Annotated in this window: 11 protein-coding genes and 1 pseudogene; 8 read left to right on the forward strand and 4 right to left on the reverse strand. The window is 62.1% G+C overall.

What is annotated here, in order from left to right; translation table 11 throughout:
* The coding region (locus NTZ26_14675; GenBank protein MCX6561745.1) for an ornithine cyclodeaminase family protein at nt 1-263 on the reverse strand (263 nt) is incomplete at its 3' end.
* Between the two features lie 22 nt (nt 264-285).
* Nucleotides 286-1,117: pseudogene (locus NTZ26_14680) on the reverse strand (aminotransferase class I/II-fold pyridoxal phosphate-dependent enzyme).
* 449 nt (nt 1,118-1,566) lie between these two features.
* Here NTZ26_14680 and NTZ26_14685 point away from each other — a divergent pair.
* Both NTZ26_14685 and NTZ26_14690 read left to right on the forward strand, forming a co-directional pair.
* Entirely contained in the window at nt 1,567-2,337 is a 771-nt protein-coding gene (locus NTZ26_14685) for a LysE family transporter (protein ID MCX6561746.1), read from the forward strand.
* Between the two features lie 13 nt (nt 2,338-2,350).
* Nucleotides 2,351-3,451: an AI-2E family transporter gene (locus NTZ26_14690; GenBank protein ID MCX6561747.1), complete on the forward strand. Its 1,101-nt coding sequence runs from the start codon at nt 2,351-2,353 to the stop codon at nt 3,449-3,451.
* A 22-nt stretch (nt 3,452-3,473) separates the two neighbouring features.
* On the opposite strand, the gene NTZ26_14695 is transcribed toward NTZ26_14690, so the two are convergent.
* Nucleotides 3,474-5,213 carry a hypothetical protein gene (locus NTZ26_14695; protein MCX6561748.1) on the reverse strand — a complete coding sequence of 580 codons (1,740 nt, stop codon included), beginning with the start codon at nt 5,211-5,213 and terminating at the stop codon, nt 3,474-3,476.
* Entirely contained in the window at nt 5,213-6,505 is a 1,293-nt protein-coding gene (locus NTZ26_14700) for an aspartate aminotransferase family protein (protein ID MCX6561749.1), read from the reverse strand. The genes NTZ26_14695 and NTZ26_14700 overlap by 1 nt, the downstream gene beginning before the upstream one ends.
* Nucleotides 6,506-6,598: 93 nt before the next feature.
* On the opposite strand from NTZ26_14700, the gene NTZ26_14705 reads away from it, so the two are divergent.
* Genes NTZ26_14705 through NTZ26_14730 form a run of 6 tightly spaced genes read left to right on the forward strand, consistent with a single transcriptional unit; the run spans nt 6,599 to nt 15,183 of the window.
* Nucleotides 6,599-7,834 carry a M20/M25/M40 family metallo-hydrolase gene (locus tag NTZ26_14705; protein ID MCX6561750.1) on the forward strand — a complete coding sequence of 412 codons (1,236 nt, stop codon included), beginning with the start codon at nt 6,599-6,601 and terminating at the stop codon, nt 7,832-7,834.
* A complete protein-coding gene (locus NTZ26_14710; GenBank protein ID MCX6561751.1) occupies nt 7,824-8,882 on the forward strand; it encodes an alcohol dehydrogenase catalytic domain-containing protein in 1,059 nt (352 codons plus the stop codon). Before NTZ26_14705 ends, NTZ26_14710 begins: the two co-directional genes overlap by 11 nt.
* 29 nt (nt 8,883-8,911) lie before the next feature.
* Nucleotides 8,912-9,940: a Gfo/Idh/MocA family oxidoreductase gene (locus tag NTZ26_14715; protein ID MCX6561752.1), complete on the forward strand. Its 1,029-nt coding sequence runs from the start codon at nt 8,912-8,914 to the stop codon at nt 9,938-9,940.
* Between the two features lie 24 nt (nt 9,941-9,964).
* The gene (locus tag NTZ26_14720; protein MCX6561753.1) at nt 9,965-10,636 is read left to right on the forward strand and encodes an RraA family protein; all 672 of its coding nucleotides are present in this window, start codon (nt 9,965-9,967) and stop codon (nt 10,634-10,636) included.
* 15 nt (nt 10,637-10,651) lie between these two features.
* A complete protein-coding gene (locus NTZ26_14725; protein ID MCX6561754.1) occupies nt 10,652-13,810 on the forward strand; it encodes a heparinase II/III family protein in 3,159 nt (1,052 codons plus the stop codon).
* Nucleotides 13,807-15,183 carry an AGE family epimerase/isomerase gene (locus tag NTZ26_14730; protein MCX6561755.1) on the forward strand — a complete coding sequence of 459 codons (1,377 nt, stop codon included), beginning with the start codon at nt 13,807-13,809 and terminating at the stop codon, nt 15,181-15,183. Before NTZ26_14725 ends, NTZ26_14730 begins: the two co-directional genes overlap by 4 nt.
* Nucleotides 15,184-15,189: the final 6 nt, after the last annotated feature.

Genomic DNA, 15,189 nt, shown 5'->3' on the forward strand with positions numbered 1-15,189 from the left:
AAAAGAAGCATGCAGCCGTTGCCGGACGGAAGGCCCCGGTCGGGATTGCCGTAGAAGCCGGAAGCGATCTTGATGACGTAGAAATCCTCCCCCGTGATGAAGCCGGACTTGATGTGGACTTCGCCCTTGTCAAGGATCAGCTCTCCGACCGGCGGTACGGTCGCCCGTCCCTCGGAATAAGCCACGAAGCCCGCCTCGATGGCCGGGATCAGGTCCAACGAAGGCAGGACCTCTCGGATCTGGGCCAGGGTCGCGATCTTCAAGGGATCCCTCGGTGAGCGAGGCTTATTTCGCCCCGAGCTCCGCGAGCAGCTCGCCGATCCGGCCGAGCGCCGGCGCCAAATAATCATGCGGTTGGCCGTAGCTGATGCGGACGAAGTGGTCCAGCCCGAAATGGTCGCCCGGCACGATGAGAACGCCTTTCTCATCGCGCAGCCGCTCGACGAATCTCGTCGAATTGATATCGAGGTTGTATTTGATGAAGGCGATGGCCGCCGCCTGGGGCGGGATGCCGCTCAGCACGTCGCCCTGTTCCTTCATCCATTGCTCCAGGATGGGATAGCCTCGCCGGATGTAGCCGCGGGTGCGCTGGATGATGCGGGGCCGGACGCGGGGGGACAGGGCGTACGCGGCCAGGTGGTTCGAGAGCATCGCGGCGCTCAAGGTCAGATACTCGTGCCTGGCCCAGAGCGCGTCGATGACGTCGGCCGGGCCGACGGCCCAGCCGAGTCGCAGCCCCGGCAGGCCATAGGCCTTGCTCAGGCTGCCTTTTAAGGATGTAGCCGGTCGGGTTGTTCGGGTTGCAGACCGCGATCAACTTCGTCTTCGGCGTCACGGCCTTCTTCAAGCCGTCGACATCGAGTGCCCAGCCGCTTTTTTCATCCAGGCTGAAGGTCTTGAGGTCGAGGCCCAGGTTCTTGGCCAGCCCCCAGATCTGCATATAGTTCGGCAGCATGACCGCGACCTCATCGCCCGGCGATAGCAGGCCCCAGAGGATGTCATAGTTGGCTTCGATGGCTCCTACGGTGACGAGCACGTTTTCCGGGCCCGACCCGGGATAGAACGCGGCGATGTTCTGCCGCAACTCCGGAATGCCGTTGGCGTGAGCATAATCCATCTCCAGCGAGTAAAGGCCGGCCAGCCCGTCCGGATCGTCCTGGAAGAGCTCCTTCAAGGTTAGCGGATGGACCCCGCTCTCCGAGAGGTTGAAGTCGACTGCCTTCTCGAACTTGGACATCATCCGTTCCATCACGAAAGGCTGAAACTTGGGCATGGGGAAAGACTCCTTCGGTTTGGTGAGGATAGCTTCTGTGCGGAATGAGGTCAAGTGTCTTGAGCTTGATTTCGTCTCGAGAATGGTGGCCGGCGAAAATCCTATATGACAGGAAATATGCATTTATAAAGGACGCTAAGCAGGGTGAATTTAGCTTTTTTGGTCCATCCGAAGGCTTCCATCCGCCTGGCTAGGGAAATACGGCCTGTTTTCCGGCGAGGAAATGAATTTTCGGCAAATCGGGACGCGCGGAATGTATTTGGCATGTAATTCGCATAGGTAGGAATCCTCAGATGATCATCAATTTCTTTGCCGGAATGTTGACGGGGTTCCTTGTCTCGATCCCGCCGCTTGGGCCCATCGCCTTCGCCATGATCTCGCGGGGATTCAAGAACGAACCCGAAGAGGGGCGGGCCATCGCCTTCGGCGCCGCCTTCATGGATTTCCTGTACAGCCTGATCGCCTTCAGCGGCCTCACTTTGATCTTATCGTTCTTCCCCTCGGGCGTCGGCAGGTTCTACGCCGAAAACGCGCGACCGATCGAAATCGTCCTGACTTTCGCCGGCTGCGTCCTCGTCGTCCTCTACGGCTTGAAAATCCTGCGCAAGAGGATCAGCTACGACAAGCTCGAAGCCGAGGAGTCGGCCAAGCTGGAGTCGGCCTTGGAGAAAGCTATTCGCTTGGAGAAGAAGGCGGAAAACGCGGCCAAGCATCTGAAGATACCGGAGATCAAGAAGCCGAATCTGGTCGGGTTGTTTTTCATGGGCGTGTTGTTGTGCCTGTCTTCGTTGACCCTGCCCGCTTCCTGGATCGCCATTATCGGATATTTGAAAGGATACCGGTTTTTGGAATCTTCCCTTCTTGGCGGCCTCCTCTTTTCCCTGGGGGCGCTGACGGGGACATTCGGCTGGTATTTCATGCTCTTGAAGCTCATCACGGGGAACAGGCACCGCATCAATCAAGCGACCATCAATAAGCTGAATACCGTCGCCGGCGTCATCTTAATAGGGCTTGGCGCTCTTCTGTTTGCCAGAGCCGTTGTGGCGGTCGTTGCGGTTATCTAGTGGGAGTGATGAATTGAAGCTGCCATTTTATGCCAAGGCCGCCTTTTTCTTCGTCGGCTTCTATGCCCTCTTCACGATGTTGTCCATCGCTCAAGACATTATCATCCCCATTGTTTTTGCGCTTATTTTCGCCATCGTGCTCCATCCGGTCGTGAACTTCTTCGTCCGGAAGAAAATCAACCGGGTGGCCGCGATTGTCATCACTCTGCTTCTCGTCTTTATCATCATCGCCGCGTTCGGCACGTTTTTCGTTTCGCAGGCCGGCCGATTCGGCGAGTCCTGGCCGGTCCTGGTGGAGAAGTTCACCGGGATTCTCAACCAAACCGTCACCGGGGTCGCCTATTATTTTGATCTGAATCCCAAAAAGCTCCAGGCCTGGATCGCTAAAACCGCGGGCGAGCTTGTCGACTCGGGCACCGCCGCCATCGGGCGCACGCTCGTCGTCCTCGGCAATTGGGTCGTGGTCTTGTTTTTGGTGCCCGTCTATGTCTTTCTGATTCTATTTTACCACCCCATCTTGATCGAGTTCATTCGTCGACTCTTTCGCTCCGGCGATCAGGCCCAGGTCAACGAAATCGTCACCCAGACCAAAACCGTCATCCAGCGCTACATTGCCGGGCTGGTCATCGAAGCCGTCTTGGTCGCGGCGCTCGAGATCATCTTTCTGTTCCTGCTGGGGATCGATTACGCGATCCTGATCGGCATCCTGGGCGCTTTGCTCAACGTCATTCCCTACATCGGCGGACTCGTGGCCGTCGCCTTGCCCATGATGGTCGCCCTGGCCACCAAGCCTTCGCCCTGGTTCGTCGTTTATATCGTGGCCGGCTATTATTTTATCCAGCTCATCGATAATAACTATATCGTCCCCAAAATCGTCGCTTCGAAAGTCAAGATCAACGCCCTTTTCTCCATCATCGTGGTCATCGCCGGGAACGCGCTATGGGGGATTCCGGGTATGTTCCTGTCCATCCCGCTGCTGGCCATCGTCAAGCTCATTTGCGACCACATCGAGCCTTTAAAACCGTGGGGATTCTTGTTGGGCGACACTATGCCCTCGCTCTTGAAGATCAAATCGATTTTAAAAAAGAAGCCGAAAGTCGAGGCCGCCGGATAGTCCGGGGGGCCCTCTTCGCCCGTCAGGCTTTCTTTCCGCCCATCCGCATCAGTAGGCCCATGGCGACAAGGACCATGGCGACCGCGAAATCGATACGGAAGGCGGGCGTGTCTTGGTATATCGTCAGGACGAGGAACGACATGGCCGCGACCAGCGTCCCGAACGCCGCGAGCATGAACCCGATGATCGCAAAAGGCGAAAGAGTTTCGCTCTTCGTCGCCTCGTAGAGAAAGGGCCTCTGCAGGTCGGCGAAAAAGGCCTCGACCCTGTTCCGCTCTTCCTCCGGCGTGGGGCGGATCTTCGTCCCGATGACCATCCCGAGGATGGTGGCCGTTATGCTCACGACCGTCGCTGCGGAATTCCAGCCGCTGCGGAGCCAGAATTCGAGCCTGGGGTCCGTCTTCATCGCCTCGGCGTACACCTGGACCAGATAGAAATTCGCCAGGACAAGCGCCACTCCGGAGGCGCAGCCCGCGATCAACCCCCAGAGCGTCCCGCGCGCGTTGAACTTCTTGAAAAGCAGGCCGAAGACAAGAGGAATCATGGTCGCCGGTCCGAAGGCGCTGAAGACGCGGAACATGATGTCCATGAGGTTGAAGCCTCGGAGCGCGTTGAACAGCATGGCCAGCAGGACCGTCGCCGTCCCGATCATCACGGTAAAGGCGCGGCCGGTAAAAATCTCCTGCCGCTCGGAAAGTTCGGGCTTGATCTTTTTCTTGAAAAAGTCGTGGGTCAGGACGCCGGACAGGGTGTTGAACTCCGAGCCCAGGGTAGACATCGTCGAGCTGATGACCGAGGCCAGGACCAGCCCCATCATCCCGACCGGCAGGATCTTGAGGCTGACGAGGGCGTAAACTTCCTTGGCGTTGCCGATCCCGGGGAGCAGCACGCGGGCTGCGATGCCCGGCAGAAAGAAGATCGGCGGCATGACGAACATCAGGCCGGCGATCAAGGCGATCATCTTCGTGATCTCCTTCTCGCTCCTAAGCGTGTTGTATTTCTGGACCAGGGCCCAGCTGGCGTTGTAGGACAGGAGCGTGACCAGGAAGACCGTGAAGACGAGGTACGACCAGCCGTAGGGCTCGGGGGCCGGATGAAAGAAGCCGGCCGGAAGCGCTCGGGCAAAAGCGGCCAGGTTTCCGATCTTGCCCAGGGTCAGGATGAAGAGCGTGACGACCGAAACGGCCAGAATGGAGACGTTGACGAAGTCCGTGATGATCACCGTCATCTGGCCGCCCATGAACGAATACAGGATCATGACCAGCCCGATGATGGCCATGAAGGCGGTGATCGAGAGCCCCAGCCCGCGCAGGGCGACGGCGAAGATGATCGAAGTCGAGAGGATCTTCAAGGCGTTGTCGAACAGGCGCAGCGGCAAGCCGGTCCAGACGAAAACCTGATGGACCGTCGAGCTGTAGCGCCTCTCCATGAAGCCGAGCGGCGTCATGACCCGGGCCCGCCGCCAGCGCCGGGCCGTGAGGAGCCCGCCGAGCACGATGCAGAGCGGGCTGATCCACAGGATGACGATAGCCACGAGGCCGTACTTGTAAGCGATCTCGTTGTAGATGACGAAGAGAAGGGCGCTGAACGACGCCTTGTAGAACGAGGTCCCGGCCAGCCACCAGGGCATGCCGGCCCCGGCCGCGAAATAGTCCTTGGATTTCCGGATGGTGCGGGCGGAGGCGATGCCGATGGCGATGACGACGACGAAATAGGACAGGACGACCAGATAGTCGGGAAGCCGGATGCCCGGGTCGGCCATCAGAGCTCCGACAAGACCCCGTCCAGGATGGCCGTCGACTTATCGATGAGATCCGGTGTAATGACCAGAGGAGGCGCGACCCGGATGACGTTGCCGTGGAGGCCGAGCTTCCCGACCATGAGCCCCCGGTCCACGCATTTGAGGACGATGTCCTTGACCAGATCCGGGGCCGGCTCCTTGGTCCTGCGGTCCAGCACGAACTCGATGCCGTACACGAGCCCCATGCCCCGGATGTCGCCGATCGACTCGTGCTTGGCCATCAGGTCGTGGAGCTTGCCCTTGAGATAAGCGCCGTTGCGGACCGTCTTTTCGAGGAGGCCCTCTTTTTCGATGATTTCGAAGACTGCCAACGAGCCCGCGCAGCTCAGCGGGTTCCCGCCCAGGGTCGAGGACATCTCCCCCCGCTCGAGGCAGGAGAAAATCTCCGAACGGGTCACGAGGGCGGCGATGGGCGCTCCGCTGCCGATCCCTTTGCCGAGGACGAGGATGTCGGGCTCGAGCGACTCGTGCTCCCATGCCCACATCGTCCCCGTGCGGCCGAAGGAGGATTGGACCTCGTCGAGGATGAAGAGCAGGCCCCTGCTCTTGGCCCAGGTTTCGAGCTTTTTAAGGTAGCCCGGGGGCGGAAAGACAAATCCCGCCGTGCCCTGATAGGGTTCGACGATGACGGCGGCCAGGGAGCCGGAGGATTCGACTTTGACGACTTCATCGAGGAAATTCAGACAGAACAGGCCGCAGTCCGGATGGGTTTTGTCGAAGGGGCAGCGATAGCAATACGGGTAGGGCGCGAGAACGGTGCCGGGCACCAGCGGCCCGTAGCTCCGGCGGATCTTCGAGATGCCGCTCAGGCTCATGGGGCCGAAGGTCCGGCCGTGGAAACCGCCCCAAAACGAGACGATCTCGTACTTGCCGGTGAACCTCTTGGCCAAGCGCATGGCTGCGTCCATCGCTTCGGAACCCGTGGTCAGAAAGATGACCTTGTCGAGATGCCGGGGCAGGGCTTTGACGATCCGTTCGGCCAGCCGAAGCCTTTGCGGCGTCGGAAAGTCGAAGGTGTTGAGAAGCCGCGCGGCCTGGTCGGCCAAAGCCTTGGCCAGAACGGGATGGGCATGCCCGACGTTGGCCACCAGCACGCCTGAAGTCCAGTCGATGTAGGACTTGCCGTCGACGTCCCATATCTCCGCGCCCGACGCATGGTCCCAGACGACCGGCGCCTGCCAGTTCATGCATTCGGGCTCATAGATCCGCGAGAGATCCAGGAACTCCTGTGTTTTTTGTCGAGAGCTTGTCATTTCCGGTTCCTCACATCCATTCGGTGTTCGCTGTTTTCATTTTCTCCGCGCCGGAGTGCCCGTGTCAAGGAAAACCGTGCTAGAATCAGGTCCATGATGGGCGAGAGGATGCTCCAGGCCATTGACGACAACGTCGCTGAGACGCTGGAAATTCTGAGCGGGCTCATAGAAATCCCATCCATCCGCGGCAACGAGAAAGGCCCGGCCCGGTTCCTCAGGCCGCGCCTGGAGCCGTTTGTCGATTCGGTCGAGCTCGTTCCCGTCCCCGATTCCCTGCGCGACGATCCCGATTACTCCTTTCCGCTGGCCGATTTCCGCTACACGGGCGAGGCCAATCTAAGGGCTTGCATCAAGGGGAACCGTTCGGGCCGGAGCCTGGCCCTCAACACCCACCTGGACGTCGTTCCCTCGACACCCGGACAGTCCGAACCGTTCAAGGCGAGGCTCGACAACGGCTGGGTTCATGGCCGCGGGGCCTGCGACGCCAAGGGGCAGGCGGCCTTGATCTGGCTTGTTCTGAAATCCCTTGCCGATCTGGGTTTGCGGCCGGGCGGCGACGTGACCGTGGATTTCGTCGTCGAAGAGGAGTGCGGCGGCAACGGAAGCCTGCTCCTCCAAAGGAACGGGCTGGTTGCCGACGGCGCCGTCGTCCTCGAGCCGACCGACCTCGACGTCGTTTATCTCGTCCGCGGGGCCGTTTGGTTCGAGGTGAAAACATCAGGTGTCGCCGGCCACAGCGGCAGCCCCGGCACCACCGTCAGCGCTCTCAAAGAAGCCGTCGAGGTCATGCGGGCCATTGAGACGGTTCGGGCCGAAACGCTGGCCTCTTCGCGCGAGGCAATGCCCCAATTAGCCGGTTATCCCGATCCGGCGCCCTGCACTTTCGGCATGCTCCATTCCGGTAACTGGCCGGCCGCCGCTCCCGACGAGGCTGTTCTCAAGGGTGTGTTCGGATTTTTACCCCCCTTCCATCGGCAGGATATTCAAGCCAGGCTGGCAGACGCGGTCCGCCCCTTCCGGGCCGAGATCCGTTTCACCATGCTTCGCAACGACCCGTCCTGCATTCCCGAGACCCATCCTCTGACTCAAACCCTGCTTGCGGCTTGCCGAGAAACCGGGATCCCGGCCCGGCCGGCGTTCATGAACGCCTCCTGCGATGCCTGGCGATATACCGAAGGCCTGGGCATCCCGGCCGTGGTTTTCGGCGTCGGTTCCATCCGGACGGCGCACGGCAAGGACGAGCGCGTGGCGGTCGCCGATATCCGGAAAGCCGCCGCCGCCCTCATCCGATTCCTCGACCAATGGAGCGGGCTCGAACATGTCTTCTAAAGAAACGATGACGGCGCTGGTCAAGACGGCCAAGGGCGAAGGCTTCGTCGAGCTTAGGGAGGTTCCGGTCCCCGGGATCGGCGACGGCGAAGTCCTCATCGAGATCAAAGCGGCCGGCATCTGCGGCACGGATCTCCACATTTTCCACGACGAATTCCCCTATTGGCCGCCGGTTACCCTCGGCCACGAATTCGCGGGCGTCATCGCGGCCAAGGGCCGGGATGTCCACGATTGGTCCGTCGGCGATCGCGTCGTGGGGGAGCCGCACACCCTGGCCTGCGGAAAATGCCGGCTCTGCCGGACCGGAAGCCGACAGCTCTGCGCGTCCAAACGGTCGCCGGGCTGGGGCATCGACGGCTGCTTCGCGAAATTCATGCGCTATCCCGAGCCGGCCCTCCTGCACCGCATTCCGGACGGTATGACCTTCGAAGAAGCCGCGTTCGTCGAGCCGGCGGCCAACGTCGTTCACGACGTGCTCGAGCGCGGCCGGGTCGAGCCGACCGATGTCGTCGTCGTCATCGGTCCGGGCCCGATCGGTCTGATGGCGGCCATGGCGGCCAAAGCGGCCGGCGCGGCCCGCGTCGCCGTCGTCGGAACGAATGCCGATGAGGCTTTTCGCCTGCCCGTCGCCCGCAAGATCGCCGTTATCGACGTCGTCTGGAACGTCGAAAGCGACGATGTCCCGGCCGCGGCCTCGAAGTTCACGGATGGGTGCGGCGCCGATCTGGCGGTTGAAGCGAGCGGCTCCGAAGGCGGCATCAGCCTCGCCGTCCGGCTCGTCCGCAAGCAAGGCCGGGTGGCCGCCATCGGCCTCACGGGACGTGCGGGGATCGCCTTCCCTTACGACGCAGCCATGTCCAAGGCCATCGACTTCGCCTTTAATATGTCCACGTCGTACACATCTTGGGACAGGGCCATCCACCTCGTTCACACCCGGCAGATCGACGTCCGGCCTCTCCTCTCGCACCAAGGCGGGCTGGACAGGTGGCAGGAGTTTTTCTCGGCATTGGAGAAGAAGCAAGGCATTAAGGGCATCTTCGTCCCCTGATCGGGGGGGGAGCGAATGAGGAGAACACAATGACCCATAAGTTCGGCATCATCGGAGCGGGGATCATGGGCAGCGCCGTCGGCCGCGTCCTCAAGAATATTCCCAACGTGGAGATCTGCGCCCTCTGCGACCCATCCCGGGAGCGGCTCGAAGCAAGCGGCAAGGAATTCGGCGTCACGGCTTTCTATACGAACCACAAGGACATGCTCGCCAAGGAGAAGCTCGACGCCGTGGCCGTGGCGACACCCGACAATTTTCACCGCGAGCCCGTGATCGACGCCCTGCAGGCCGGCTGCCATGTCTATGTCGAAAAGCCGCTGGCCACCTCGCAGGCCGACGCCGAAGAGATGGCCCGCGTCGTCAAAAAGACCGGCAAGAAGCTGCAGGTGGACTTCAACCACCGCTGGCTTTCGCCCTATCACAAGGTCCGCGAGATGATCGAAGCCGGCAAGCTTGGGGAGCCGCTCATCGGCTTCGCCCGCAAGAACAACCCGATCTCGGTCCCGACGCAGATGATCAAGTCCTGGTCGGCCCGCACGACCCCGGCCTGGTTCCTCTCTTGTCACGATATCGACCTCATGACCTGGTGGTTCGACGCCGATCCGGTCGAGGCTTATGCCCGCGGGACCAAGAAGGTCCTGATCGAAAAAGGCTTCGACACCTACGACGGCATTCAATCGCTGGTGACCTACGAGGGCGGCAAGCACGCGACTTTCGAGGCCGTTTGGATCTATCCGGACTCGAGCCCTTATATGCCCGACTCCTTCATGGAGATCATCGGCAGCGCCGGGAGCCTTCATCTTGACCGCAAGGCCGAGGCGATCGACGCCATCCTTGAGGCGAAGTTCGAATGCCCCAGAACCTTCCTCAATTACAAGGTTTTCGAGGAATGGCAGGGCGCTTTCCCGGCGGCGGTCAGGAGCTTCCTCTACGCCATCGAGCACGACACGGAGCCGCACGTCAACGTCCGCGACGGCGTCCGGAGCACGACCGTCCTGGAAGCCGTTCACAAGTCCCTCGCCTCGGGGCAGCCCGAGAAGATCCGACTGAATGTTTGAGGAAGAGAAGACGGAGAAACGGCCATGAAATTCGCCGGCGACCTTGACCTGTTCGCGTTCATGGAGAGGACTTTCTACTCGGGGGCGATCTCCGATATCCTCGACGGGATGGGCTTCCCGAAATGCGCCGCCAGCCCGCACGCCCTCATTCGGCCGCTTTTCCCGCAGGCGGTCTGCGCGGGACGCGTCCGGACGCTGCTCAATGCGCCCACGCGGACGGGGCGAGAGAACCCCTATAAGATGGCCATCGCCTTGATAGACAGCCTCAAACCGGGCGACGTCGCGATCGCCACGGCGACCAAGCCGCTCGAGACCGGCATCATGGGCGAGCTCTCGGCCACGGCTATGCGCAAACGCGGCGCCCGCGGCTGCCTAGTGGACGGCTACACGCGGGACGCCCGCAAGATCATCGGGATGCAGTTCCCCGTCTTCGCCAAGGGCATCTCGCCGATCGACACGACGGACCGGGCTTCGGTCATCGAGATCGACGGTCCGGTGCTCTTCGCCGGCCGCCGCGTTCGGCCGGGACAGATCGTCTTCGCCGATCTCGACGGCATCGTCTTCATCCCCAAGGAGGCCGAGAAGGAGGCCATCCAGGAGGCCGTCCGCCGGGTCCGGGACGAGTCGAAGGTCCGCAAGGCCCTGGGCGGCGGCAAGACGATGCGCGACGTCTGGGACAAATATCATGTCCTGTAAGCACGGAGCTTAACGATGAAGAAGAGAATCGCCGCCGCCGCGCTCGCCATCTTGGCCGTGTCCGGGCTCCAGGCCGCCGTTTCGCGGCGCGCGCTCGAGCCTTATGTCTATAAAGAGAACTTCGAATCCCGGGAGCTCAACGCCTGGGCCTCCTACCCGCTCTGGCAGGATACGGCCTTCGATCCGAATATCAGGCCGGACATGATCGTCGCCGGCAACCCGAACTTTTCGCTCGTCGAGCGCGTCACTCCCTATGCGCCCGTTGCAAGCTACGCCGGAGCCCAGAAGGCCCTGGATGCCTGGTTCGGGCCGGGCTCGTCGGTGAGCCTGAAGATCTACCTCAAGACGGAGCTTCCGGCCGAGTTCGTCAAGATCCGATTGGCCGCCGGCGAGAAGGGAGCCATGGACTTCACCGTCGCCGGCCCGCGGACCAATGCCTGGTTGCCCCTGACCGCGACCTATGAGGATTTCATCAAGGAAAATCCGGCCCTTCAAGGGGGCGATTTCCAAATCCACGGCTTGGCCGTCCTGGTCAAATTCCCCAAGGGCGATCCGGCCATGCCCATTTATTTCGGACTCGACGACATCATCGTCAAAGCCGAAAAGGGAGCCTCCTTCCGATTCGCCGAGCCGGCCGTCGACACGCTTTCCGAGTGGAAGCCTTCCATCCCGAGAAAGCCTTATCTGACCGGCGATACACTTGTCGTTCGCGGACAATGGCCGTTCGATGCGCAGCGTGTCGGGCTCACGCTTACGGATTTTGCGGAGGGTAAGAAGAGCCTTTATGCCGGCGATCTAGTGCGCAAGGACGGCGAATGGCGCGGTGCGGTCAAGCTGGCTTTCCCGCCTGGCCTCTACAGCGGCCGGTTGACGGCCTATGCGGGGGCGGAGCCGATCGCCGAGTCCGAATTCACGGTTCACATCGTCCCCGCCGGAACGGGCGGGAAACACCCCCGCCTCTGGTTCGATGGGAGCTCGGTGACCAAGGTCAAGGCTAGGCTTGCCGAGGACCGATTCAAGGCGGTCCGCGACGGCATCCTGGCCGATCTCAAGGATAGCCGCGAGAAGCTTTTCCCGGACAAAGTCGTCTTCGATGTCGACGCCTTCCCGGCCGACGAGCCGCTCATCGGCAATGTGCCGCGCTCCATCTATCCCTGGTTCACCCGCATCACCGCTTGGGAAAAAGCCCTCCGCTCGAGCGCCCTGGCTTACGCCCTGTGCGGCGACGAGGAGGCGGGGGCCTACGGCAAGGCCGTTCTGCTCAAGCTGTGCGCTTTCCCCAGTTGGGTCCATCCGTGGTTCGAGACGCGAGGCCAGCACATCTACTATCCCGTCGGCGAATTGAGCATGGAAGCGGCTCTGGCCTACGACCTCTTCTACGGGCTGATGAGCGAACCGGAGCGGCGAGCCTGCCGCGACGCCTTCCTGCGAAATATGATCCTGGGCTGCCACCGGGGCTATGTCGAGGACAACCTGGTCACGAGCAGTACCTCGAACTGGATCGCCCACGTCACCGGCGGCTCGCTGACGGCTCAAGCCGCGGTCTTCGGCGACGGGCCCGCCGCCGCAAACCAGGAGCTGCTGTTCACGGGAGCCGTCCTCAAGCTCGAAGACCTGATCAAGAAATCCGTCGGCCGCGACGGGGGATACGGAGAGAGCCTCGGTTACTGCCAGTTCACGATGCTCTCGCTCTCCAAAGCCCTGCCCGCTCTCGACAACGTCTTTGGCCTGGACCTCTCGGCGCCGCTCCTGCTGACCTATCCCGACATGATCTGGGCCGGGCTGATCAAGGACAAGCTCTTCTTCCATTACGGCGACTCGGGCGGAAGCCTCGGTCCGATCACCAGCGGAGCCGGCACCCTCGGCCCGCTGACCAATTGGGCCTGGCTGCTGGCCAAGCGCCCGGATCCGATGCTGGCCTGGCTCTACGCGTTCCTCAAAAAGGACGAGACCTTCCAGGATGTCCTCCACGAGACGGCAGGGCTGGCCCGGAAGGACCCGTTCGCCGAGAATCCGGTTAGGCTCTTCCGTGACATCGGCACGACGGTCTTCAAGAGCGGCTGGGAGAGGGACGACTTCGCCTTTGTCATGCGCACGGGCGCCTTCTTCAACCACCAGCACCTGGACCAGGGCTCGTTCTGGCTGGCCGACCGCGGTGTGGTCTTCATCGGCGAGCGGACCGGCAGCCATTACTACGACGACCCGTTCTACCAATCGCACTACACCCAGCCCGTCGCCCACTCGACGATCCTCCTCGACCACAACCCGCAGAGCCAGAGGAACGGCGATCCGCTACGGTTCATCGACGGCTTCGCCGATCGGGCTTTCGTCCGCGAATTCCTCGACGGAAAGACGGCCGCCTTCAGCTCGGGCGATATCGGGCGCCTCTATTGGGGCAAGGCCGAGGAGATGCGGCGCGGCGCGCTCTACCTCAAGCCGCGGGCCGTCCTGATGATCGACACGATCGTCCCGGCGGAGAAGGACGTCGATGTGACGCTCCTCTTCCAATCGTCCAGGCTTGAGGACATCCGGCCGTCATCGCGGGAGTCGCTCGTCGTCAAGGGAGGGAGCGCTCTCCACATTGCGCACTTGGCCCCCGAGGGCGTCGCGGTCACAGCCGAAAAGACGCCGATCTACACCAAGACGCTGGCCGCCGACAACCCGTTGACCCCGGAGGGCATGCTGACCGTTACCGCGCGCACCCAGGGGCGGCCGCTGGTCATGGCCAGCCTGTTGCGGATCGATGCCGCCGATCGCGGTCTCGCGCAAGCGAAGCCCGGCGACGGTTTCGTCGAGGGCGAAATCGACGGCTGGCGCTATGCTGTCGACACGGACCTCGGCCGGCCTTTCGCCTCCGGCGGATTCACCACGGACGCGCTGGCCCTGGCCTGGCGCCCTGAAGCGATTTTCGCGGTCGACGCTCGAACGCTCATACGAGGTGGGCGGACGCTCCTCGAATCGACGGAGCCAATGACCATCGAGCTTCTTCCGGCAGGCCTGACGGGGACTCTGATGGCGCCGGCCAAAGTATCGCTCTCTGCGGCCGCGCGTCCGGCTGCCGTCACCGTCAACGGAAAGCCTTTCAACTCGTTTGATTATGACAAGCGCTCGGGCCGGCTGACCATGAGCCTCCCGGCCGGAGACATTCGGGTCGTCTTCCAGGAGAACCGATGAAAAGGCGGAATTTTCTCGAGGTGTCGTCGGCCGGGGCGGCGGCCTTCCTGTCCGGCCTCAAGCCGGCGGGGGCGGATGTTTCTCCCACGGCGGCTCAAGCGCCCGCGTTCACGCCCCACGCCCCGCTGCCGGTCGAGGAGACGGCTCTTGCTCCGTTCTCCCTGGCCGCGCTTCGTCAGATCAAACGGCAGTACGAGTACGACATTTACGAGGACTTTCTGCCCTTCATGGACAAGTTCGTCGTCGATCACGAGCTCGGGTCGTTCATGTGCACGGTCGACCGCGACGGCACCCGCCTCTCTACCGACAAGTCGGCCTGGTTCACCGGGCGCGGCATCTGGGTATATTCCTTCCTCTATAACAATCTGACTCACGATCCGAAGCACCTCGAGGTGGCCCGCCAAGCCGTGGATTTCATCCTCAAGTCCAAGCCCAAGGGCGACGCCCTCTGGCCGTCGGCGTTCACCCGGGAAGGGGAGCCCAAGGGCCTTCCGGATGCCCGGACATACAGCGACATCTTCATCGCTTCCGGGTTGGCCGAATATGCGGCGGCCTCGGGCGAGCCGCGCTTCCGGGACATGGCCATCGAGATTCTCCTCAAATGCCAGAGGGTATACGACTGGCCCGATTTTTGCCCCGAGATCGTCAACGACTACAAGATTCCGGGCGCGCCGCTGGTCCCCGGAGCGCGCGTGCAGGGAGTCTGGTTCACCACCTTGAGCCTGGCTACGACCCTGCTGTCCCATCACCCGGACGCACAGGTCGAGGCTATCGCGGACCGGTGCCTCGATGCAGTCATGAACCGCCACTTCAACCCCGAGTACGGCCTGAACAACGAAATCCTCGAGCACGACCTCTCCCGGCCCAGAAACGACCTGGCCCGCTTCGTCTATACCGGCCATTGCATCGAAACGCTGTGGATGGTCATGGACGAGGCCGTCCGGCGGAAGGACCGGGCGCTCTTCGAGCGGGCCGCGGCGAGACTCCGCCGCGCCATCGAGGTGGCCTGGGACGACGTCTACGGCGGCGTCTTCCGCAGCCTCAACGACGCGGAGGCCAACGTCTGGTTCACGGACAAAGTCTTGTGGGCCCAGGAGGAAGTCCTCATCGGTACGCTGATGATCGCCGAGCACGCGGGGAGCGCCTGGGCCCGGGAGTGGTTCGTCAAGATGTACAACTACATCCATGACAAGTGGCCGCTGGCCAAGCACGGCTACCCGCTCTGGGACAACGGTACCGACCGGAAGGTGACGTTCGTGCCCCACTCCAATCGGATCGAGAACTTCCACCACCCCCGCCACCTCATGCTCAACTTGCTGGCTTCAACGCGCCTGCTCGACAGGGGCGGCAGGGTCTCGGGCGTTTTTATTTGAGGGAGG

Source organism: Candidatus Aminicenantes bacterium (assembly GCA_026393855.1).
Taxonomy (GTDB): Bacteria; Acidobacteriota; Aminicenantia; order Aminicenantales; family UBA4085; genus UBA4085.

What these genes read in the sequence shown, in the direction of transcription:
- NTZ26_14685 (MCX6561746.1), top strand. Translation starts at nt 1,567, where the DNA reads ATGATCATCAATTTCTTTGCCGGAATGTTGACGGGGTTCCTTGTCTCG.
- NTZ26_14695 (MCX6561748.1), bottom strand. Translation starts at nt 5,213, where the DNA reads ATGGCCGACCCGGGCATCCGGCTTCCCGACTATCTGGTCGTCCTGTCC.
- NTZ26_14700 (MCX6561749.1), bottom strand. Translation starts at nt 6,505, where the DNA reads ATGACAAGCTCTCGACAAAAAACACAGGAGTTCCTGGATCTCTCGCGG.
- NTZ26_14705 (MCX6561750.1), top strand. Translation starts at nt 6,599, where the DNA reads ATGATGGGCGAGAGGATGCTCCAGGCCATTGACGACAACGTCGCTGAG.
- NTZ26_14710 (MCX6561751.1), top strand. Translation starts at nt 7,824, where the DNA reads ATGTCTTCTAAAGAAACGATGACGGCGCTGGTCAAGACGGCCAAGGGC.
- NTZ26_14715 (MCX6561752.1), top strand. Translation starts at nt 8,912, where the DNA reads ATGACCCATAAGTTCGGCATCATCGGAGCGGGGATCATGGGCAGCGCC.
- NTZ26_14720 (MCX6561753.1), top strand. Translation starts at nt 9,965, where the DNA reads ATGAAATTCGCCGGCGACCTTGACCTGTTCGCGTTCATGGAGAGGACT.
- NTZ26_14725 (MCX6561754.1), top strand. Translation starts at nt 10,652, where the DNA reads ATGAAGAAGAGAATCGCCGCCGCCGCGCTCGCCATCTTGGCCGTGTCC.
- NTZ26_14730 (MCX6561755.1), top strand. Translation starts at nt 13,807, where the DNA reads ATGAAAAGGCGGAATTTTCTCGAGGTGTCGTCGGCCGGGGCGGCGGCC.